23 protein-coding genes are annotated in these 18,945 nt (G+C 69.3%); 13 read left to right on the top strand and 10 right to left on the bottom strand.

Annotated elements, in window-relative coordinates; all coding sequences use genetic code 11:
• The first annotated feature begins 198 nt into the window (after positions 1-198).
• On the top strand, positions 199-1,275 hold the full coding sequence (locus J2Y70_RS06060) for a methyl-accepting chemotaxis protein (protein ID WP_309914584.1): 1,077 nt from the start codon (positions 199-201) through the stop codon (positions 1,273-1,275).
• 28 nt (positions 1,276-1,303) lie between these two features.
• On the opposite strand, the gene J2Y70_RS06055 is transcribed toward J2Y70_RS06060, so the two are convergent.
• The 5 genes from J2Y70_RS06055 to J2Y70_RS06035 all read right to left on the bottom strand — a co-directional run bounded on the left by J2Y70_RS06055 (position 1,304) and on the right by J2Y70_RS06035 (position 5,458).
• The gene (locus tag J2Y70_RS06055; protein ID WP_309914581.1) at positions 1,304-2,311 is read right to left on the bottom strand and encodes an NADP-dependent oxidoreductase; all 1,008 of its coding nucleotides are present in this window, start codon (positions 2,309-2,311) and stop codon (positions 1,304-1,306) included.
• Positions 2,308-2,745 carry a hypothetical protein gene (locus J2Y70_RS06050; RefSeq protein ID WP_309914579.1) on the bottom strand — a complete coding sequence of 146 codons (438 nt, stop codon included), beginning with the start codon at positions 2,743-2,745 and terminating at the stop codon, positions 2,308-2,310. The genes J2Y70_RS06055 and J2Y70_RS06050 overlap by 4 nt, the downstream gene beginning before the upstream one ends.
• Positions 2,688-3,473, bottom strand: coding sequence for an SDR family oxidoreductase (locus J2Y70_RS06045; RefSeq protein ID WP_309914575.1), 786 nt, complete (start codon positions 3,471-3,473; stop codon positions 2,688-2,690). The genes J2Y70_RS06050 and J2Y70_RS06045 overlap by 58 nt, the downstream gene beginning before the upstream one ends.
• Positions 3,474-3,503: 30 nt before the next feature.
• Positions 3,504-4,292, bottom strand: a complete 789-nt coding sequence (locus J2Y70_RS06040) for an SDR family oxidoreductase (RefSeq protein WP_309914572.1) — start codon at positions 4,290-4,292, stop codon at positions 3,504-3,506.
• 71 nt (positions 4,293-4,363) lie between these two features.
• Positions 4,364-5,458 carry an alkene reductase gene (locus J2Y70_RS06035; protein ID WP_309914569.1) on the bottom strand — a complete coding sequence of 365 codons (1,095 nt, stop codon included), beginning with the start codon at positions 5,456-5,458 and terminating at the stop codon, positions 4,364-4,366.
• A gap of 217 nt (positions 5,459-5,675) precedes the next feature.
• Between J2Y70_RS06035 and J2Y70_RS06030 the strand changes: the two genes are divergently transcribed.
• Both J2Y70_RS06030 and J2Y70_RS06025 read left to right on the top strand, forming a co-directional pair.
• The gene (locus J2Y70_RS06030; RefSeq protein ID WP_309914566.1) at positions 5,676-6,275 is read left to right on the top strand and encodes a TetR family transcriptional regulator; all 600 of its coding nucleotides are present in this window, start codon (positions 5,676-5,678) and stop codon (positions 6,273-6,275) included.
• A gap of 430 nt (positions 6,276-6,705) precedes the next feature.
• Entirely contained in the window at positions 6,706-7,167 is a 462-nt protein-coding gene (locus J2Y70_RS06025) for a hypothetical protein (protein ID WP_263395530.1), read from the top strand.
• A gap of 230 nt (positions 7,168-7,397) precedes the next feature.
• Here J2Y70_RS06025 and gap read toward each other — a convergent pair whose 3' ends face one another.
• Positions 7,398-8,399 carry a type I glyceraldehyde-3-phosphate dehydrogenase gene (gene gap / locus J2Y70_RS06020; RefSeq protein ID WP_309914562.1) on the bottom strand — a complete coding sequence of 334 codons (1,002 nt, stop codon included), beginning with the start codon at positions 8,397-8,399 and terminating at the stop codon, positions 7,398-7,400.
• 160 nt (positions 8,400-8,559) lie between these two features.
• On the opposite strand from gap, the gene J2Y70_RS06015 reads away from it, so the two are divergent.
• From J2Y70_RS06015 to J2Y70_RS06005, 3 genes are all read left to right on the top strand, one after another.
• Positions 8,560-9,189, top strand: a complete 630-nt coding sequence (locus J2Y70_RS06015; protein WP_309914559.1) for an OmpW family outer membrane protein — start codon at positions 8,560-8,562, stop codon at positions 9,187-9,189.
• A 118-nt stretch (positions 9,190-9,307) separates the two neighbouring features.
• On the top strand, positions 9,308-9,928 hold the full coding sequence (locus J2Y70_RS06010) for an OmpW family outer membrane protein (RefSeq protein WP_309914556.1): 621 nt from the start codon (positions 9,308-9,310) through the stop codon (positions 9,926-9,928).
• 105 nt (positions 9,929-10,033) lie between these two features.
• Complete coding sequence (locus J2Y70_RS06005) at positions 10,034-10,846, top strand: S1/P1 nuclease (protein ID WP_309914553.1); 813 nt, start codon at positions 10,034-10,036, stop codon at positions 10,844-10,846.
• A gap of 200 nt (positions 10,847-11,046) precedes the next feature.
• Here J2Y70_RS06005 and trxC read toward each other — a convergent pair whose 3' ends face one another.
• Together trxC and J2Y70_RS05995 are read right to left on the bottom strand one after the other, a co-directional pair.
• Complete coding sequence (trxC, locus tag J2Y70_RS06000; protein ID WP_309914551.1) at positions 11,047-11,484, bottom strand: thioredoxin TrxC; 438 nt, start codon at positions 11,482-11,484, stop codon at positions 11,047-11,049.
• Positions 11,481-11,960, bottom strand: a complete 480-nt coding sequence (locus tag J2Y70_RS05995) for an OsmC family protein (RefSeq protein ID WP_309914548.1) — start codon at positions 11,958-11,960, stop codon at positions 11,481-11,483. The genes trxC and J2Y70_RS05995 overlap by 4 nt, the downstream gene beginning before the upstream one ends.
• Positions 11,961-12,171: 211 nt before the next feature.
• Between J2Y70_RS05995 and J2Y70_RS05990 the strand changes: the two genes are divergently transcribed.
• The 7 genes from J2Y70_RS05990 (at position 12,172) to J2Y70_RS05960 (ending at position 16,630) form a co-directional block, all read left to right on the top strand.
• Positions 12,172-12,534, top strand: coding sequence for a rhodanese-like domain-containing protein (locus J2Y70_RS05990; protein ID WP_309914545.1), 363 nt, complete (start codon positions 12,172-12,174; stop codon positions 12,532-12,534).
• Positions 12,535-12,539: 5 nt separating this feature from the next.
• Positions 12,540-12,890: a metalloregulator ArsR/SmtB family transcription factor gene (locus J2Y70_RS05985; RefSeq protein ID WP_309914542.1), complete on the top strand. Its 351-nt coding sequence runs from the start codon at positions 12,540-12,542 to the stop codon at positions 12,888-12,890.
• Positions 12,887-13,720: an MBL fold metallo-hydrolase gene (locus tag J2Y70_RS05980; RefSeq protein ID WP_309914539.1), complete on the top strand. Its 834-nt coding sequence runs from the start codon at positions 12,887-12,889 to the stop codon at positions 13,718-13,720. The genes J2Y70_RS05985 and J2Y70_RS05980 overlap by 4 nt, the downstream gene beginning before the upstream one ends.
• 121 nt (positions 13,721-13,841) lie before the next feature.
• Complete coding sequence (modA, locus tag J2Y70_RS05975; RefSeq protein WP_309914536.1) at positions 13,842-14,615, top strand: molybdate ABC transporter substrate-binding protein; 774 nt, start codon at positions 13,842-13,844, stop codon at positions 14,613-14,615.
• Between the two features lie 10 nt (positions 14,616-14,625).
• Positions 14,626-15,321 (top strand): molybdate ABC transporter permease subunit, encoded by a 696-nt coding sequence (gene modB / locus J2Y70_RS05970; RefSeq protein WP_263395546.1) that lies wholly within the window; start codon positions 14,626-14,628, stop codon positions 15,319-15,321.
• Between the two features lie 64 nt (positions 15,322-15,385).
• Positions 15,386-16,003, top strand: coding sequence for an ATP-binding cassette domain-containing protein (locus tag J2Y70_RS05965; RefSeq protein WP_309914533.1), 618 nt, complete (start codon positions 15,386-15,388; stop codon positions 16,001-16,003).
• Between the two features lie 69 nt (positions 16,004-16,072).
• Positions 16,073-16,630, top strand: coding sequence for a flavin reductase family protein (locus J2Y70_RS05960; protein WP_309914530.1), 558 nt, complete (start codon positions 16,073-16,075; stop codon positions 16,628-16,630).
• A 204-nt stretch (positions 16,631-16,834) separates the two neighbouring features.
• Here J2Y70_RS05960 and J2Y70_RS05955 read toward each other — a convergent pair whose 3' ends face one another.
• A complete protein-coding gene (locus J2Y70_RS05955) occupies positions 16,835-17,425 on the bottom strand; it encodes a hypothetical protein (RefSeq protein ID WP_309914527.1) in 591 nt (196 codons plus the stop codon).
• On the bottom strand, positions 17,422-18,936 hold the full coding sequence (locus tag J2Y70_RS05950) for a TonB family protein (protein ID WP_309914732.1): 1,515 nt from the start codon (positions 18,934-18,936) through the stop codon (positions 17,422-17,424). Before J2Y70_RS05950 ends, J2Y70_RS05955 begins: the two co-directional genes overlap by 4 nt.
• Positions 18,937-18,945 lie beyond the last annotated feature (9 nt).

Genomic DNA, 18,945 nt, shown 5'->3' with positions numbered 1-18,945 from the left:
GACGCCGGTCCTGGCGCAGATGGTAGACGAGTTCGGCCTCGGCGCGGCCCGGGCCGCGGACACGCAGCCCAGGCATGGCAAGGGTTCGCGCCGCGCAGCGGTGCGCACGCGCCGCTAAAGCCGGTGCATCGGCGGCCGCTAACTCCCTTATCCCACGTTGCGCCCGCTGTTCCCCTCCCTCCCACCGACAGTGTGCCAATGAACCTGCCAGCCCAACCCACCGAAGCGGGCATCGACGACCATATCCGTTCGGTGGTCGGCCTGTCCGACCAACTGCTCGGACAGCTGCGGCGTTCGCTGCAACGCATCGACGAGATCAACCGCACCACCCATGTGATCTCGATGAACGCGCGCATCGAGTCGGCGCGGATCGGCCAGGCCGGACGCGGCTTCAGCGTCATCGCGCAGGAAATGGACGTGCTGTCGCGGCGCGTCGCCGATGCCACCCAGGACCTGGACAAGGTCGCCGCCAGCACCAGCGCCGACATGGGCCACACCCTGCAGCGGCTGCAGGACGACGTGCGCCGCACGCGCCTGAGCGAACTGGCGCTGAGCAACATCGACCTGATCGACCGCAACCTTTACGAACGCAGCTGCGATGTGCGCTGGTGGGCGACCGATGCGGCCATCGTCGCCGCCGCGCGCCACGGCCGCGACGACGAGGAACTCGCCTATGCGTCGCGGCGCATGGGCCAGATCCTGGACTCGTACACGGTGTACTTCGACCTGGTGCTGGCCGGCACCGACGGCCGCGTCCTGGCCAACGGCCGCCCGCAGCAGTACGCCTCGGTCGGCAGCGACGTGTCCGCGCAGGCCTGGTTCGAAACCGCCGCGCGCACTCGCAGCGGCGAGGAATTCGGCTTCCAGGACGTGCATGCCAGCACCCTGGCCGACGGCGAACGCGTGCTGGTGTATGCGTGCACGGTGCGCGACGGCGGCCGTGTCGACGGGCGCGTGCTGGGCGTGCTGGGCATCGTGTTCCGCTGGGACGCGCTGGCGCAGACGGTGGTGCAGCGCACCCCGCTGTCGGAACAGGAATGGGGCCGCAGCCGGGTGTGCATCGTCGACCACCGCGGCCAGGTCCTGGCCGATTCGGCCGGCCGCATGCTGCAGGAGCGGATCGACTTCCCCGGCCGCGAAGCGCTGTTCAAGCAACCGCGCGGCGCGGTGCTGAGCGACCTCGACGGGCGTCCGCACTGCATCGCGCACGCCGCCTCGCCCGGCTACGAAACCTACCGCACCGGCTGGCACTCGCTGATCCTGCAGGCGCTGTAGCGCGCTGCGCTCGGGGCGGCGCGCACGCTCAGTGCTGGCCGACCCTGATCACCACCTTGCCCTTGGCGCGCCCGCTCTCGACGTAGGCCAGTGCCTGCGCCGTCGCTTCGAACGGGAACACCCGGTCCAGCACCGGGGTGAGGATCCCGGCCTCGATCAGCGCGCCGATCTCGCGCAACTGGTCGCCGTTGGCGGTCATGAACAGGAAGGCGTAGCTGACGCCGCGCCGCCTGGCCTTCCTGCGGATGCCGCCGCTGAGCAGGCGGATCACCTGCCGCAGCGGCCACGCCAGTCCCTGTTGCGCGGCGAAGTCCGGGTCCGGCGGGCCGGAGATGGAAATGAGCTTGCCGCCGGGCTTGAGCACGCGCAGGGATTTCTCCAGCACATCGCTGCCCAGGCTGTTGAGGACGACGTCGTAGTCGCGCACGAGGGTCGCGAAGTCCTGCGTCCGGTAGTCGATGACCAGGTCGGCGCCCAGCGCCTTCACCCAGCCGACGTTGCCGGTGCCGGTGGTGGTCGCGACGAAGGCGCCAAGGTGCTTGGCGAGCTGGATGGCGATGCTGCCGACGCCGCCGGAGCCGGCATGGATCAGCACCTTCTGCCCCTTCTGCAGGCCCGCCGTTTCCACCAGGGCCTGCCATGCGGTCAGCGCGACCAGCGGAACCGAGGCGGCTTCCTCCATGCCGAGGTTGGCGGGCTTCAACGCCAGCGCGCTTTCCTTGACCGCGATGCGTTCGGCGAAGCTGCCGATGCGGGTCTGGTCGGGACGCGCATACACCGCGTCACCGGGCTTGAAACGGCGCACGCCGGCCCCGACCCGCAGCACCACGCCGGCCACGTCGTTGCCCAGCACCAACGGAAAGCGGTACGGCAGGATCAGCTTGAACTCGCCCTTGCGGATCTTCGCGTCGAGCACGTTGACGCCGGCGGCATGCACCTCCACCAGCACATCGTCGTCGCGCACCTCCGGTTCGGGCAGCTCGCCGATCCGGCCCGGGTGCCTGTTGCCATAGCCGTCGATGAAGAACGCTTTCATGATGTTTCCCTGACCAGAACGAACCCGAGGACGAACACGATTTCGAGCACCACCGCGACCAGTATCCCGCGGCCTGCGTGCCCGCTGGCCAGTTCGCCGATGCCGAGCGCCGCCAGCAGCGTACAGGCGGTGACGAAGCCGGCCACCAGCGCCGAACGCGCCGGCGATGGCGCCGCGCCGCGCGCCATGAAGAACATCACGCTCAGGCCCGCATACAGCGCGGCCCCGCGTCGCGCCATCAGCTCGGCCGATGGCGAAGCGCCGATCTCCCAGTTCGCCAGCATCGCATCCGGCGAGAACATCCAGGTGCAGGCGATCGCCAGAAACAGCAGCGAGGTCAGGACCGACAGCGAGCGGAAACCCGGGCGCATGACCATCACCGGTTGAGGATGCGCGACAGCACGGCCTGGTGGATCCAGCGCGGCGTCGCCCACATGAAGACCGCGTTCAACTTGTTGATCAGCCCGGGCACCACGCTGATGCGACCGGCGTCCAGCGCGCGCATGCCGGCACGCACCACCGGCGGCGTCTGCATCATCAACGCCGCGAGCTGGGGCGTGATCCGCTGCTGGGCGACGCGCGCGAAGCCGGTGTCGGTCAGTCCCGGGCACAGCGTGGTCACGGTGACGCCATCGCGGGCGAACTCGCGATGCAGCGCCTCGCCCAGGCGCAGGACGTAGGCCTTGGCGGCCGAATACACCGCGAAGTCTTCCACGCCCTGGTAGGCCAGCAGGCTGGCCACCTGCAGGATCTTCCCGTGCCGGCGCCGCTGCATGTCCTGGCCGAACAGGTGCGTCATTGCGGTCAGGCTGGCGATATCCAGCTGGATCATCGACAGCACCGGCTCCAGCTCGGCCGCCAGGAACCGCCCCTGCAGCCCGTGCCCGGCATTGTTGATCAGCACCTCGACGTCGATGCCGCGCGCCTGCAGGCCGGCGTGGAGCCGGCGCACTGCCGCGATCTCCGACAGATCCACCTGTTCGACGAGGATCTCCACGCCGTGCCGCTGCCGCAACGCCTGCGCCAGCGCATCGAGCCGGTCCAGGCGCCGCGCGACCAGGATCAACCTGTGGCCGCGCGCCGCGTACTGCCGGGCGAATTCCTCGCCGAATCCACTCGATGCGCCGGTGATCAGCACCCAGCTATTGCGTTGCGCTTCCATGGTGATGGCCTCGTTCGCGGCAGGCGGGCTTTAAGCCGCCGGCCGGTAGCGTTCCGCGGCATTGGCCTGGCGGATGCTTCCCAGCAGCGCCTGCCTGGCGCCGTCAAGGGCGTCCCAGCGGTCGGCATCGTGCAGCGGCGGGATGGTCACCAGTTCGCGGCGATCGAAGCCGATCAGCGCCGCATCGACCAGTTCCTCGACGTCCATCACCTCGGGCAGCGTGTTGACGTCGATGCCCGCGCGCTCCCAGATCTCGGTGCGGGTGGCCGCCGGAAGCACCGCCTGCACGTACACGCCCTTGGGCGCCAGTTCCAGGTTCATGCCCTGCGAGAGGAACAGCACGAAGGCCTTGGTCGCGCCGTACACGGTCATGCCGAATTCCGGCGCCAGGCCGACCACCGAGCCGATGTTGACGATCGCGCCGTTGCCGGACTGCGCCAGCCGCGGCGCGATCGCCACCGCCAGCCGCGTCAGCGCGGTGGTGTTGAGCGCCAGCAGGCGTTCGACGCCCTCGCCCGTCTGCTCGGCGAAGCCGCCGGACTGGGCCATGCCGGCGTTGTTGATGAGGATGCCGATGCGCGCGTCGTCGCGCAGGCGCGCTTCGACCGCCGCCACGTCGGCCGCTGCGGTCAGGTCGGCCTGCAGCACGTCGACCGCGACCTTGTGCTCCGCGCGCAGGCGCGCGGCGAGGGCGTCCAGGCGGGTCTTGTCGCGTGCGACCAGGACCAGGTCGTGGCCGCGCTGGGCGAAGCGCTGCGCATAGACGGCGCCGATGCCGCTGGAGGCGCCGGTGATGAGGACGGTGGAGGTGCTGCTCATGCGAGTGGTCTCTTCGGATCGAAAGGGAAAGTGCGGCCACGACGACGTGGCCGGTGGGACGACGGTGCCGCTCAGGCGCTGGCGCTTTCGGCCAGCGTCGGGTAATCGATGTAGCCCTTGGCGCCGCCGCCGTAGAGCGTGGCCGGATCCGGGGCGGCCAGCGGCGCGCCGGCCTGCAACCGCTCGACCAGGTCGGGATTGCCGATGAACGCGCGGCCGAAGGCGAACAGGTCGGCGCTGCCGGCGGCAAGGCTGGCGCTGGCCAGCGCCGGGTCGTAGCCGTTGTTGGCCAGATAGGTCTGCTTGAAGCGGCTGCGCAGCGCCGCGTAATCGAACGGCGCCACGTCGCGCGGCCCGCCGGTGGCGCCCTCCACCACATGCAGGTAGACGATGCCCAGCGCGCTGAGTCGCTCGGCGATGTAGTCGTACTGCGGCTGCGGATCGCTGCAGGAGATGCCGTTGGCCGGCGACACCGGCGAGATGCGCACGCCGGTGCGCTCGGCACCGATGGCCTCGGCTACCGCCGCGGCGACCTCCAGCAACAGGCGCGCGCGGTTCTCGATGGAACCGCCGTAGGCGTCGCTGCGCTGGTTGGCGCCGTCCTTGACGAACTGCTCCAGCAGGTAACCGTTGGCGCCATGCAGCTCCACCCCGTCGAAGCCGGCGGCGATCGCGTTGACCGCGGCCTGGCGGAAGTCGTCCACGATGCGCGGCAGCTCGTCGCGCTCCAGCGCGCGCGGCGCGGACACGTCGGCGAAGCCGTTGTTGACGAAGGTCTTGGTGGCGGCGGCGATCGCCGAAGGCGCCACCGGCGCGGTCCCGCCGGGACGCAGGTCCACGTGCGAGACGCGGCCGACGTGCCACAGCTGCACGAAGATGCGCCCGCCCTTGGCGTGCACCGCGTCGGTGACCGCGCGCCATCCTTCGATCTGCGCCGGGGTGTAGATGCCGGGCGTGTCCTGATAGCCCTGCGCGTCCGCCGAGATCTGCGTCGCCTCGGTGATCAACAGGCCTGCGGACGCGCGCTGGGCGTAGTAGGTGGCGGCCAGTTCGCTGGGCACCAGGCCCTTGCCGGCGCGGTTGCGGGTCAGCGGCGCCATGACGATGCGGTTGGCGAGCGTCAGCGAGCCCAGCGGGTACGGCGTGAACAGTGCGGTGTCGGACATGGTGGCGTGGTTCTCGAAGGTGGAGGCGTGCCGGCGGCGCGACGATCGGCACCGCAATGCGGCGCGTCGCGGCGATGGACGGGCGCCCCCGGGAAACAGGCGAATCGAAGCAGCCACGCAATGATGACGATCATAATCTAACTTGTCAACGTTTTGATGACGACCAGCATCAATGTATCCTTGGCCCTGGAAAAGGCGACGCTGGAGGGCATCCGCGATGAAGGTCAGCAAGGCGCAGGCGCAGGCGAACCGGGCGCATATCGTCGAAACCGCGTCCGCGCTGTTTCGCGAGCGCGGCTACGAGGGGATCGGCGTGGCCGACCTGATGGCCGCCGCCGGTTTCACCCACGGCGGCTTCTACAAGCACTTCGCGTCCAAGGCCGACCTGGCGGCGGAGGCGACGGCATGCGGGATCGCGCAGACGGTGGCCCAGGTCGGTGGAATCGATTCGCCGGAATTCGTCCGTCGCTATGTGTCGCGCGCGCACCGCGATACCCGCACGGTCGGCTGCACCATGGCCGCGCTGGGCGGCGACGCCGCGCGCCAGCCGGAGGCGGTGCGGGCCGCGTTCGCGGACGGCATCGAAGGCATACTGGCGGCCCTGGAACGCGAGGACGCTGCAGCGACCGGCGGCAGCCCCGGCGAAGCGCGCGCCAAGCGCCTGGACATGCTGGCGCACGCCCTCGGCGCGATCGTCATGTCGCGGGCCTGCCCCGACGATTCGCCGCTGGCGGACGAGATCCTCGCCACCTGCCGCGCCACCCTGCTCGCATCGTTGGACCCGGGCCTGGAGGCAGACACGCGCGGCGCGGCGTGATCGCGGCGCCCCGCAACGCCACATGCACGCACGCCGCCCGCGGTGACGCGATACCCACCGCGGGCGCCAGCGCGCTGGCCGCGGCGGCTGGCTAGGCGGGACGCCGTCTGCAGAGCCAACACGTCGCACGCCCCTCCTTTGGCTGCGAGCGCTGGCAACCGATGTCGGAAAGAGCGCATCCCATCACAAGACGCTCTCCGAGCTTGCAGTGGTCTGCCGACCACGCGCAACGCGGGCGCTGTCCGCAGGCCCATGCGCCATGCAGCGTGCGTCGACCCGCATGAATGCGCATGAGCGCAAATATCATATTGACGGTGCCGTTTCGGCATGCCTAAGCTCGGCGCGCATCGCTGATGCGAGCCGAATGCGGGTGTGTCAGCATGGTATGGATGGAATTTGAAATTCAGGCGCAATCACAAGGTAAACGGACATGACCATGAAACCTTTTCGCACGCTTTGCATCTCGGCCATGCTGGCCGCCACCTTCGCTGCTCCGGCATTCGCCGCCAAGGTGGACGACCCGAGCCTCTACACGACCGAAGCGCTGAAGAAGAACTTGGTCCTCGGCAAGACGACGAAGGAAGAGGTTCGCGCCATCTATGGCGATCCGGACTATGTGCATAGAGCCTCCGCGAAGGAAGGCGGATATGAGACGTCCTGGAGCTACAGTCCCACCGAATCGCATGGCGAGAAAGTGCGCGAGACCGTGGGCGGAATCGTCAGGGGAATGTTGCCCGGCTGGCACACCGGACAGGCAGTGAACGAGGCGCAGAAACATGGTGTCGGCGCGCGCAACGTCAAAGGCTATAGCTTGTCCGTTTCCTACGATGCGAAAGGCGTCGTCACCGACTACGAGCAGACCGAAGACAACAACTCCAAGGACTCGCTGTAACCGGCGCATCCGCCTGACATGAGGGCACCTCGCCAGGCCTAGCCATGCAAGCGCATCGGGTGCCGACCGATCGGCTCCTGGCATGTCTCAAACAAAAAGGAGCGCAGTTGCGCTCCTTTTTGCATTCCCCTGTCGCCCGCCGATTCAACCGCCAGATTCACCGCCGGGACATTGCACGGCAAGTCCGGCAAAGCGATGAATCCGGCGCGACGGTACGGACGCGGCCTGGCTTACTTCGCCACCACCTTGACCATTTCCAGGCACTTGTTGGAATAGCCCCACTCGTTGTCGTACCAGGACACCAGCTTGACGAAGGTGCTGTCCAGGGCGATGCCGGCGTCGGCGTCGAAGATCGAGGTGCGTGCGTCGCCGCGGAAATCGGTGGCCACCACCTTGTCCTCGGTGTAGCCGAGGATGCCCTTCAGCGCGCCTTCGCTCTGCGCCTTGATCTCGGCGCAGATCTCGGCGTAGGTGGCCGGCTTTTCCAGTTCCACGGTCAGGTCGACCACCGACACGTCCGAGGTCGGCACGCGGAAGCTCATGCCGGTCAGCTTCTTGTTCAACTCCGGAATCACCACGCCGACCGCCTTGGCCGCACCGGTGCTGGACGGGATGATGTTCTCCAGGATGCCGCGGCCGCCGCGCCAGTCCTTGTTGCTGGGGCCGTCCACGGTCTTCTGGGTGGCGGTGGCCGCGTGCACGGTGGTCATCAGGCCACGCTTGATGCCCCACTTGTCGTTGATCACCTTGGCCAGCGGCGCCAGGCAGTTGGTGGTGCAGCTGGCGTTGGAGACGATCGCCTGGCCGGCGTAGGTGCTGTCGTTGACGCCATACACGAACATCGGCGTGTCGTCCTTGGACGGCGCCGACAGGATCACCTTCTTGGCGCCGGCGTCGAGGTGCTTCTGCGCGGTGTCCTTGGTCAGGAACAGGCCGGTGGATTCGATCACCACCTCAGCGCCGACCTCGTCCCACTTCAGCGCGGACGGATCGCGTTCCTGGCTCAGGCGGATCTTCTTGCCGTTGACCACCAGGTGATTGCCGTCGACCGACACCTCGCCGTCGAAGCGGCCGTGCACCGAATCGTACTGCAGCATGTAGGCCAGGTAGTCGGGCTCGAGCAGGTCGTTGATGGCGACGATCTCGATGTCGCTGCCGAAATTCTGTACCGCCGAGCGCAGCACATTGCGTCCGATGCGACCGAAACCGTTGATGCCAACCTTGATTGCCATTTCAGTAGCTCCTGCGGCCGCGCCTGACGCGGCGGATGGAAGGGGGGACGACATTCTATCAGGCCGGCCGTATCGCGCCCTGCACCCGGGTTTGATCAGGATCAAGGCGGCGCGCGGTGCCCGGCAGGACACTGCGCCCACACCCAACCGAGACCTCATCATGCGCAAGACCTCCCCCCTCCTGCTGTCCGGCCTGGCGGCCGCCCTTTCGCTGTGCGCCCTGCCCGCGCTGGCGCAGTCGCAGGGCGATTGGACCGTGGGCATCGGCGCCCACCAGGTCAACCCGAAGTCCGACAACGGCAAGCTGGCCGGCGGCACGCTGCCGCTGAGCATCGGCAGCGACATCAAGCCGACCGTCACCTTCGAATACTTCGTCCGCCAGGACCTGGGCATCGAGCTGCTGGCCGCGCTGCCGTTCAAGCACGACATCGACGTCAAGGGCGTCGGCAAGGTCGGCAGCACCAAGCAGCTGCCGCCGGTGGTCTCGCTGCAGTACCACTTCAACAGCGCCGGCAAGGTCTCCCCGTTCGTCGGCGCCGGCATCAACTACACCACCTTCTTCAGCGAGGACACCAGCGGCGCGCTGGCCGGCACCAAGCTCAAGCTGGAAGATTCCTGGGGCCTGGCCGCGCACGTCGGCGTGGACTTCGCGCTCACCGACGCCTCGGCGCTGCGGGTGGACCTGCGCTGGGCCGACATCGACAGCAAGGTCAAGGTCGATGGCGCCAGCATGGGCACCGCGCAGATCGATCCGCTGGTGTACGGCCTGGCCTATGTGATGAAGTTCTGAGGGCTGCACGGCGGCGCCGCTTCTCTGGCAGACTAGGCTCCACAAGGATGTGGATCGGCCGCCGCCGGGCCGGCACTGGGATTCGCATCCGCCCATTCGCCGTCCACCGGGGTCCCCAATGAAGCCACGCCTGTTCCGCCGTCTCGCCGTCGCCGCCCTCGCTGCCATCGCCCTGCCCGCCGCGGCGCAGTCGGCCGGCCACTACACCACCAGCTACGGCATCCACGGCATGGTGCCCGGCTCGTCGAACGGCACGCTGGACGGCACCGACCAGCGTTTCAGCGCCGACACCACGCCGGCGCTCTCGTTCAGCTACGAATACTTCTTCCGCGGCAACCTCGGCCTGGAGATCCAGACCCTGGTCGGGCAGCAGAAGATCGGCCTGGAACAGGGCGGCGATGTCGGCCGCGCCTGGGCGCTGTCGCCGACGTTCTCGCTGCAGTACCACTTCAACGGCAACGGCGACATCTCCCCGTTCGTCGGCGTCGGCCTCAACTACACCACCTTCCTGGGCGCCGACGGCAAGGGCGCGTTCTCCAGGGAAGACGTCAAGTTCAAGGACAGCTTCGGCCCCGCGGTACATGCCGGCGTGGACTTCGCCGTGGGCGAGCGCAGCGCGCTGCGCGTGGACGCGCGCTGGACCAGCATGCGCAGCGACGTGGAAGTAAACAGCGGCAAGCTCGGCGAGGCCAAGCTCGACCCGATCACCTACGGCGTCGCGTACATGATGTATTTCTGATCCAACGCACTCGCGGGCCTCGCCGCGTGGGCGAGGCTTAGCGGTTGCGCAACGGCGCGATGACGCGGCCATGGCAACGTCATCGGCGCCGGCTAGAATCCGCGCATGAAATCCTCTCTCTTCGTTTCCGCCGCGCTCGCCGCGGCCCTGGCCGCCGCGCCGTCGGCCGCCTTCGCCTGGGGCCCGCTGGGCCATCGCCTGGTCGCCGACCTGGCCGACTCCCAACTCACCCCGCAGGCGCGCGCGCAGGTCCAGCAACTGCTGCAGGGCGAAGCCGAGCCGACCCTGGCCGGTGTCGCCAACTGGGCCGACCAATTGCGCGAAAGCGACCCGGACATGGGCAAGCGCACCGGCCCCTGGCACTACGTCAACCTCGGCGAAGACCAGTGCCACTACGAGGAAAACCGCGATTGCCCCGACGGCAACTGCGCGGTGGAAGCGCTGCGCCGCCAGGCCGCGATCCTGGCCGACCGCAGCCAACCGCAGGCGGCGCGCGCCCAGGCGCTGAAATTCGTGGTGCATTTCGCCGGCGATATCCAGCAGCCGCTGCACGCCGGCTATGCGCGCGACAAGGGCGCCAACACCGTCCAGATCCAGTTCGAGGGCAAGGGCAGCAACCTGCACGCGCTGTGGGACAGCGGGCTGCTGCGCAGCCGCGGCCTGGACGAGGCGCACTACCTGGCGCAGTTGCAGGCACAGCCGCTGCCGGCGCCCTCGCCGGCCGGCAGCGCGCTGCCGCCGCCGGCCGCGGCCTGGGCCGAAGCCTCGTGCCGGATCATGCTGCGCCCGGGCTTCTACCCGCCCGGCGCCAAGTTGCCGCCGGACTACGTGACGACCTGGCGCCCGGTCGCCGAGGCGCAGTTGCGTCAGGCCGGCGCGGATCTGGCGGCGACGCTGAACGCGGCGCTGGGGAAGTGATGGTGGGGCGGCGGGCCTTGGCGCACTGCGTGCCGTTTCCATGACCCAGGCATCGGCGTGTTTTGGTTGGCATGTTTGCCTGCAGTCCCGCAGGCCATCGCTTCCTGTAGGAGCGGCTTCAGCCGCGACACGCTTTACTGGCAGTGCCTGTCGCGGCTGAAGCCGCTCCTACAAGGGCTCCAGTGCCCGAGCAGGATGCGCTAGCCCGCGTGCGCCCGCGCCCAGCGCTCGATCTCGGCGGCACCGATCGCGCCGCTGTGCCGCGCCAGTTCGCGCCCATGCCGCAGCAACGCCAAAGTCGGAATGCTGCGGATGCCGAAGCGCGTCGCCAGCGCCGGCTGTGCTTCGGTATCCAGCTTGCCCAGGCGCAGGCGCGGCTCCAGTTGCGCGGCGGCGGCCTCGAACTGCGGCGCCATGGTCCGGCACGGGCCGCACCACGGCGCCCAGAAATCCACCAGCAACGCGATGTCGCTGCGCTCGGCGTGGGCGGCGAAGTTGTCCCCCGTCAGCACCACCGGCGCACCAACGAACAGCGCGCGATGGCAGCGGCCGCATTGCGGCGCCGCCGCCAGGCGGTCGCCCGGCACCCGGTTCAGCGCCTGGCAGTGCGGGCAGGCGATGTGCAGCGGATCGCTCACGCGCCGGCCTCGATGCTCTTGTCGCCGAGCAGGACATTGCCGTGCGCGTCCTTGACCATGACCTGCACGTCGATGCCCTGGCGCACGCTCTGGGTGACCACGCAGAACTGTTCGAACTGGTCGAGGATGCGTTGCAGCTGCGCGTAGTCCTGGTTGCCGTCGGGCAGTTGCAGTTCCACCGATGCCTGCGGAATGCGCCAGTAGCCGTCCGCGTTGCGCATCGGCGTGGCGGTGATGTGCGCGACCACGCCGACCGGATCGTTCTTAAACTTGCGCATCGCGAACAACAGGCTCGCCGCCAGGCAGTTGGCGATGCTGGCCAACAGGATGCGCGAAGGGTTCGGCCCGCGCTCGTGGCCCAGCGGCGCGGTCTCGTCGCCCAGCCACGGCGCCAGGTCGGTTTCGTCGAACTGGATGCGGAACGCGAAATCCGCCTCCTGCTCGAGGGTGACGCGGATCGGGTCGCCGATGCTCATGCAGGTCTCCAGAAGATGCACAACGGGGAACGCCGACTCTACGCCGGCGCCGCAAAGACCGCGTGGACGCGCATGCGCATCGATTTCCAAAGCCGCCTGCCTCGACCCACAGCGGTCGGCGCAGCGAACAGAGATGGCCGCCAGATGAATCGCGATTTTCGTATATTAGAACCGACTGATATTATAGGGACTGTCATCACAGGAGCCCCCCATGCCCTACTCCTCCGCCCAAGCCCTGGTCGACCGGGCACGCCCGCAGATCCACGAAATCGACACCGATGCCGCGGCCACGCCGCTGCCTGGCGAATGGATCATCGACGTGCGCGAACCCGGCGAGTTCGCCGTCGGCCACCTGCCCAACGCGATCAACATCCCGCGCGGCATCCTCGAATTCCGTCTCGACACCGATCCGGCACTATCGCGGCGCGACCAACCGATCCTGCTGTACTGCGCCACCGGCGGCCGCTCCACGCTGGCCGCGCTGAGCCTGCAGCAACTCGGCTACAGCGCGGTGCGCTCGTTGAACGGCGGCTTCCTCGGCTGGACCGCTGCCGGCCTGCCGGTCGCCTTCTGAGTCCGATGGCCCGCCGCCTGCAACCCGCGATGGATCCTGCGGCGATGCGCGCGCATGCCGGCGAAGCCGCGCGCCTGCTGAAGGCGCTCGGCAACGAAAAGCGGCTGCTGTTGCTGTGCCTGCTGGTGGACCACGAACACTCAGTGGGCGAGCTCAACGCGCGCCTGGACCTGAGCCAATCGGCGCTGTCGCAGCACCTGGCGCTGCTGCGCGAGGACGGCCTGGTGCAGACCCGCCGCGACGGGCAGACCATCTACTATTCGCTGGTCCCCGGCCCGGCGCAGCGCATCCTCGATACCTTGCACGGCATCTACTGCAGCGCCGGCCGTTCCTCTCCCGCCAAGGCAGGCCCATGAGCCAGGTTCCCAACGTCCACCCCTTCCACCACGCCGGTTCCGGCACCTGGAGCTATCTGGTCGAAGACGGCCACGAGGCCGCGGTGATCGACCCGGTGCTGGACTTCGATCCGGACACCGGCGCGCTGCGCGATGCGCCGGCGCAAGGCCTGGCCGCGCTGGTTGAAGCGCGTGGCCTGCAACTGCGCTGGATCCTGGAAACCCACGCGCATGCCGACCATGTCTCCGCCGCGCAGTGGTTCAAGCGGCGCTGGCCGCAGGCGACGCTGGCGATCGGCGCGGGCATCCGCCAGGTGCGCGCGCGCTTCGCGCCGCAGTTCGGCCTGGCCGAGGACGACGGCGATACGCGCTGCGGCTTCGATCATCTGTTCGCCGACGGCGAGCGGTTCGCGATCGGCGCGTTGTCCGCCCAAGTGATCGCGGTGCCCGGGCATACCGACGACAGCATCGCCTACCTGATCGGCGATGCGCTGTTTCCCGGCGATTCGCTGTTCATGCCCGACAGCGGCACCGCGCGCTGCGATTTCCCCGGCGGCGACGCGGCGACGCTGTTCCGTTCGATCCACAGGCTCTACGCGCTGCCCGCCGCCACCCGCGTGTTCGTCTGCCACGACTATGGCGCCGGCGGCCGCGCGGTCGCCTGCGAAACCAGCATCGGCGCGCAGCGTCGCGACAACATCCATGTGCGCGACGGCGTCGACGAAGCAGCGTTCGTCGCGCTGCGCCAGGCGCGCGACGCGACGCTGGCGCAGCCGCGGCTGATGCAACCGTCGGTGCGCGCCAACATCCAGGCCGGCCGCACCGACGATCTGTCCCCCTCGCCACAGTGAAGGCGTTAGGATGCGGCAAGTGCCGCCGCACGGTCGCGCTGCAGCACCGGCGGCTGGCGCGCCAAGTGCGCCACGTCCAGTCGATCGCCGCTGTCCCCCCGATGTCCCCGGAGCATCCCCCATGTCCCGTACGCTACGCAGCTTGCTGTGCCTGCTCTCGCTCACCGTCGCCATGGCCGTGCCGGCCTTGGCGCAGACGCCGTTGACCGTGTTCGCCGCCGCCAGCCTGAAGGAATCGCTGGACGAGGCCGCCGCGGCCTATCAGCGCGCCAGCGGCACGCCGGTGCAGGTGTCGTACGCGGCCAGCTCGGCGCTGGCGCGGCAGGTGGAACAGGGCGCGCCGGCGGATGTGTTCTTCTCCGCCGACCTGGAGTGGATGGACTATCTGCAGCAGCGCCAACTGGTCGCTCCGGCGCAGCGGCGCAATCTGCTGGGCAATACGCTGGTGCTGGTCGCACCCGCGTCGAGCGCGGCCAAGGTCGATCTGCGCAAGCCCGGCGCGCTCGCCGCTGCGCTCGGCGCGCAGGGCCGGCTGGCGCTCGGCCAGACCAACAGCGTGCCGGCCGGCAAGTACGCGCGCGCCGCGCTGCAGACGCTCGGCCAGTGGGACGGCGTGCAGGCGCGGCTGGCCGAATCGGACAGCGTGCGCGCCGCGCTGATGCTGGTCGCGCGCGGCGAAACGCCGCTGGGTATCGTCTACGGCTCCGATGCCAAGGCCGAGCCGAAGGTGCGGGTGGTGGCGGTGTTCCCCGCCGACAGCCATGCGCCGATCGTGTATCCGGTGGCGGCGCTGCGCGCGAGCAAGCACCCGGCCGCGGCCGACTTCGTGCGCTGGCTGGGTACGCCGCCGGCGCAGGCGATCTTCCAGCGCCGCGGTTTCTCGCTCGCGCCCTGAGCCGTCGCCGTTGTTCGCATTCACGCCGCAGGAACTCACCGCCATCGCGCTCAGCGTCAAGGTCGCGCTGGTCGCCGCGCTGGGCAGCCTGCCGTTCGGGGTGGCCTGCGGCTGGCTGCTGGCGCGGCGCCGCTTCCCCGGCAAATCGCTGCTGGATGCCTTGCTGCACCTGCCGCTGGTGATGCCGCCGGTAGTCACCGGGTACGTGCTGTTGATCGTGCTCGGCACGCAGGGACCGGTCGGCGCCTGGTTGCTGGAGCATCTGGGCGTGCAGTTCGCGTTCCGCTGGACCGGCGCCGCGCTGGCCAGCGCGGTGATGGGATTCCCGCTGATGGTGCGCGCGATCCGTCTGGCCCTGGAATCCACCGATCGGCGCCTGGAGGCGGCCGCGGCCACGCTCGGCGCTGGCCCGTGGCGGGTGTTCTTCAGCATCACCCTGCCGCTGGCCTGGCCGGGGCTGGTCGCCGGCACCGCGCTCGCCTTCGCCAAGGCGCTGGGCGAATTCGGCGCCACCATCACCTTCGTGTCGAATATTCCCGGGGAAACGCAGACGCTGTCGGCGGCGATCTACGGCCTGCTGCAGGTGCCCGGCGGCGAAGCGGGCATCTGGCGGCTGGCGGCGGTGGCCCTGGCGATCTCGCTGGCCGCGCTGCTGCTGTCCGAATGGCTGGTGCGGCGCCAGCGCGGGCCGGAGGCGGACGCATGAGCCGGCCCAACGCCGCTGCGCGCCTCCTGCTCATACCGCGTTCGCGGCACGGGAGCCCGCGCCGATGCTGAGCATCGACATCGAAGTGCAGCGCGGCCGTTTCCAGCGCCGCTTGCGGGTCGAGGAACAGGCGCGCGTGGTCGCGCTGGTCGGTCCTTCCGGCGTCGGCAAGACCAGCATGCTCAACGCCATCGCCGGCGTGCTGCGGCCGCGCAGCGGGCGCATCGTCATCGACGCGCGCGTGCTCTACGACAGCGACGCCGGCATCGACGTGCCCACCCACCGGCGCCGGATCGGTTACGTGTTCCAGGACGCGCGGCTGTTCCCGCACATGGACGTGCGCCGCAACCTCGGCTACGGCCGCCACGGCCGCGGCCAGGCCGAGCGCTTCGGCTTCGATGCGGTGGTCGAGCTGCTCGGCATCGCGCCGCTGCTGTCGCGGCGCCCGGGCAATCTGTCCGGCGGCGAAGCGCAGCGCGTGGCGATCGGCCGCGCGCTGCTGTCGCAGCCGGCGATCCTGCTGTTCGACGAACCGCTGTCGGCACTGGACGCGCAACGCCGCGGCGAGCTGATCCCGTACCTGCAGCGCGTGCGCGACGAGGTGCGCCTGCCGATGCTCTACGTCAGCCACCAGGCCGAGGAAGTGGAACGCATCGCCGATGCGATCCATCGGCTGGACTAGGGCGCCGACGCCGCATTCACCGCCGATGGCCAGACTGTGTGCCATCGCCATCGAAGCGAGGCCGCAGCCATGCGTCGCTACCGCAAGCACGATTTCCCGCTCGACCAGGTGCGCCGGCTCCTGGAACCCGGCCCGGTAGTGCTGGTCGCCTCGGCGTGGAAAGGGCAGCGCGACATCATGACCATGGGCTGGCACATGGTGCTGGAGTTCTCGCCATCGCTGATCGCCTGCTGCATCTCCAGCGCCAACCATAGCTTCGAGCTGGTCCGGCGCAGCAGGCAATGCACGATCAACCTGCCGACCGCGGACCTGCTCGACACCGTGGTCGGCATCGGCAACAGCAGCGGCGCGCAGCTCGACAAGTTCGCGCACTTCGGGCTGACCGCGGTGGCCGGCACGCAGGTCGATGCGCCGTCGATCGCCGAGTGCCATGCCAGCTTCGAGTGCCGCCTGCACGATGGCCGCCAGATCGCCAGGCACAATCTGTTCATCTGGGAAGTGGTCAAGGCGCAGGTCGCCACGTCGCCGAAACTACCCAGGACCCTGCACTACCGCGGCGACGGCAAGTTCATGCTGTCCGGCGCGGAAGTCTCGCGGCGGCGGCTGTTCAAGCCGGAGATGCTGTAGCCGCGATGACAATGCACGGCAGCGATCCTGCTGCTGCCACATCGGGCATCCCGTCGAGATGCCGCCCTTGTAGGAGCGACTTCAGTCGCGACAGACTGTACGGCGACGCCTATCGCAACCGATGGCCAGAAGCTAACCGATCGCTTCCGCAATCCTCAATCGTCAGAGAATACTTTCCAACGCTCACGGTTCGGCACCTCGCACTCAACGCGCACTTCGACCGCCCACCCGCCCGGTCTGCACGCTGGCCTTGCCCTCGCGCACCTCGAAGGTGAACGCATAGGCTAGCGTCACCGGCACCTCTTCCACCGACACTGCACCGTCGCAGTGCCCTTCCACGGCCGGGCGCTGCGCCGGATCGGCATAGGTGCAGATCGCCGCTGGCACGAAACGCCAGCGCGCGACCTCCTGCTGCACCGCCTGCAGCAGATCGGCGTTGTCCGCCAGCGCACCGGCACCGCATTCCTCGCGATCGTGCAACGGCTCGCTGCGCTGCACCGCGCCTTGTGCGGACAGGATCACGCGCACGCACACCGTGGTCGGCGCCAGCGTGCGTCGCGGCGATGCGGCAGGCAGTTGCGGCGTCGCCGCGTCCAACGGCTGCGGCATGCGGAACACCTGCTGCGGCTGCATCTCGTAGGCCGAGATGGCGCCGCTCGGGGCACCGTCGCCGCGTGGCGCAAGCAGGCGCTGGTCCACCGAATCCAGCCGCTGAGTCTGCTCGCGCTGCGGCTGGTTGGCGCAGGCTGCCAGGCACAGAAACAGACCTGCCGAACCGATCCGGCGCGCGCTCATCTCTGCGACGCCACGGTCACGCCGCAATACACGCGCCGAGCCGGCCCTTGTCCATCGGACTTGACCACATCGCACATGCGCTGGTCCGTATCGCGCGTCTCCGCATCCAGCAGATACCAGCGATAGCCATCCGCATCGGCCAATCCCGTAGGCGTCGCGATAGGCTGCATCCCGGACTCGAACGTGACCGGAATCTTCAGCCTGCCACGGATCGCACGCCCGTGTTCCTGGGCCGGCGTGAAGCGCCACTGCCGGGCGGCCGCGATGGCCGCCTGGTCCAATGCCGCGTTGCCGCTGCCACGACCGAGCAAACGCACGTCGCTGGCCGTACCGGCTTCATCCACACTGACCAACAGCATCACTTTTCCCGAGGCACCCTCGCGCAGCGCTTCGCGCGGATAGCGCGGCGGCAGCATCGTCATGGGCTTGGCAGGTGTGGTTGCGCGCTTGGCGGCCGTGTCCGTCGCCGCGGCGCCGGTTGCGGCAGCGAGTGTCATCGGCAGGCGCTTCCCGCTGCTTGTCGGCCCAGTGCCCGCTGCAGACGCATCCCCCGCCAGCACAACACCCGCATCCGGGGCTTGCGCATCCGACCGCCCAGGCGCGATGCCGCTTCCCGCCAACGCGACCGCCGGCGGTGGCTGCAACGCCCAGGCCGCGGTGGCGCCGCACAGCGCCGCCATCGCCACCACGGCGATTCCCGCACGCCGCCGCCAACCGCTCACCGCCGGCCGTCGCAGCATGCCGATCCGCTGCCGCAAGGTCCGCCCGGCCTGCCAATGACAGCCGACCGGCAACGCGATCGCATCCAATTGGGTCTGCAGCATCGCTTCGGCGTAGCTGCGGCGCGAGGCCGGATGCCGCGCCAGCACCGCCGCATCGCAGGCCAGCTCCTGGTCGAAACGGAACCGCGGCGCGGCCCAGTACAGCAACGGATTGAACCAGTGCACGCAGCGCAGCGCCGCCAGCAGCAGGTTGCAGCGGGTGTCGCCGCGGGCGATATGCATGCGTTCGTGCGCCAGCACCAGTTCCGATTGTGCGGCCGGATAGCGCAGGGCGAAGTCCATCGGCAGCACCACGCGCGGCCGCCAGGCGCCGAGCACCAGTGGACCGTGTGCCGCATGCTGTGCGTACAGCACGCCATCGGCGCCCGACGACAACCGCCCCAGGCTGCGCCGGTAGCGCCGCTGCTGTCGCCACAGGACGGCAGCCATCGTCGCTGCGCCCAGCAGCCAGAGCGCGGCCATCCACAACGCGAGATGGTCGTTCGCGATCGCCATCGCACCAGCGGCGCCAGCCGTTCCCTGCGGCAGCCCGACCCAGACCTGCGGCATCGCCAGCGCCGTCGGCAGCGCCGGGCGCACATCGCCAGGCAGCAGCACGCCGAGCATCGCCAACGGCACCACCGCCCACAACGTGTAGGCGACGCTGGCGCCGAACATCCGCCGCAACGGCGCGCGCAGCGCCAGCACCGCTACGATCGCCGCACTGCCGGCCAGCGCCGTCGCCCACATCCCCGCCAC

The sequence above is a fragment of the Xanthomonas sp. 1678 genome (assembly GCF_031455575.1).
Classification (GTDB): Bacteria; Pseudomonadota; Gammaproteobacteria; order Xanthomonadales; family Xanthomonadaceae; genus Xanthomonas_A.
This window is presented reverse-complemented; position numbering and strand designations above follow the sequence as displayed.

Excerpts from the sequence above, each read along its gene's own strand:
- J2Y70_RS05955 (WP_309914527.1), bottom strand. The coding sequence starts at position 17,425 with ATGAGCGCGCGCCGGATCGGTTCGGCAGGTCTGTTTCTGTGCCTGGCA.
- J2Y70_RS06015 (WP_309914559.1), top strand. The coding sequence starts at position 8,560 with ATGCGCAAGACCTCCCCCCTCCTGCTGTCCGGCCTGGCGGCCGCCCTT.
- J2Y70_RS06030 (WP_309914566.1), top strand. The coding sequence starts at position 5,676 with ATGAAGGTCAGCAAGGCGCAGGCGCAGGCGAACCGGGCGCATATCGTC.
- J2Y70_RS06025 (WP_263395530.1), top strand. The coding sequence starts at position 6,706 with ATGACCATGAAACCTTTTCGCACGCTTTGCATCTCGGCCATGCTGGCC.
- gap (WP_309914562.1), bottom strand. The coding sequence starts at position 8,399 with ATGGCAATCAAGGTTGGCATCAACGGTTTCGGTCGCATCGGACGCAAT.
- J2Y70_RS05960 (WP_309914530.1), top strand. The coding sequence starts at position 16,073 with ATGCGTCGCTACCGCAAGCACGATTTCCCGCTCGACCAGGTGCGCCGG.
- J2Y70_RS05950 (WP_309914732.1), bottom strand. The coding sequence starts at position 18,936 with ATGTGGGCGACGGCGCTGGCCGGCAGTGCGGCGATCGTAGCGGTGCTG.
- J2Y70_RS06010 (WP_309914556.1), top strand. The coding sequence starts at position 9,308 with ATGAAGCCACGCCTGTTCCGCCGTCTCGCCGTCGCCGCCCTCGCTGCC.
- J2Y70_RS06060 (WP_309914584.1), top strand. The coding sequence starts at position 199 with ATGAACCTGCCAGCCCAACCCACCGAAGCGGGCATCGACGACCATATC.
- J2Y70_RS05965 (WP_309914533.1), top strand. The coding sequence starts at position 15,386 with ATGCTGAGCATCGACATCGAAGTGCAGCGCGGCCGTTTCCAGCGCCGC.
- modA (WP_309914536.1), top strand. The coding sequence starts at position 13,842 with ATGTCCCGTACGCTACGCAGCTTGCTGTGCCTGCTCTCGCTCACCGTC.
- J2Y70_RS06005 (WP_309914553.1), top strand. The coding sequence starts at position 10,034 with ATGAAATCCTCTCTCTTCGTTTCCGCCGCGCTCGCCGCGGCCCTGGCC.
- J2Y70_RS06045 (WP_309914575.1), bottom strand. The coding sequence starts at position 3,473 with ATGGAAGCGCAACGCAATAGCTGGGTGCTGATCACCGGCGCATCGAGT.
- J2Y70_RS05990 (WP_309914545.1), top strand. The coding sequence starts at position 12,172 with ATGCCCTACTCCTCCGCCCAAGCCCTGGTCGACCGGGCACGCCCGCAG.
- J2Y70_RS06040 (WP_309914572.1), bottom strand. The coding sequence starts at position 4,292 with ATGAGCAGCACCTCCACCGTCCTCATCACCGGCGCCTCCAGCGGCATC.
- J2Y70_RS06055 (WP_309914581.1), bottom strand. The coding sequence starts at position 2,311 with ATGAAAGCGTTCTTCATCGACGGCTATGGCAACAGGCACCCGGGCCGG.
- J2Y70_RS05985 (WP_309914542.1), top strand. The coding sequence starts at position 12,540 with ATGGCCCGCCGCCTGCAACCCGCGATGGATCCTGCGGCGATGCGCGCG.
- J2Y70_RS05980 (WP_309914539.1), top strand. The coding sequence starts at position 12,887 with ATGAGCCAGGTTCCCAACGTCCACCCCTTCCACCACGCCGGTTCCGGC.
- J2Y70_RS05995 (WP_309914548.1), bottom strand. The coding sequence starts at position 11,960 with ATGAGCATCGGCGACCCGATCCGCGTCACCCTCGAGCAGGAGGCGGAT.
- J2Y70_RS06035 (WP_309914569.1), bottom strand. The coding sequence starts at position 5,458 with ATGTCCGACACCGCACTGTTCACGCCGTACCCGCTGGGCTCGCTGACG.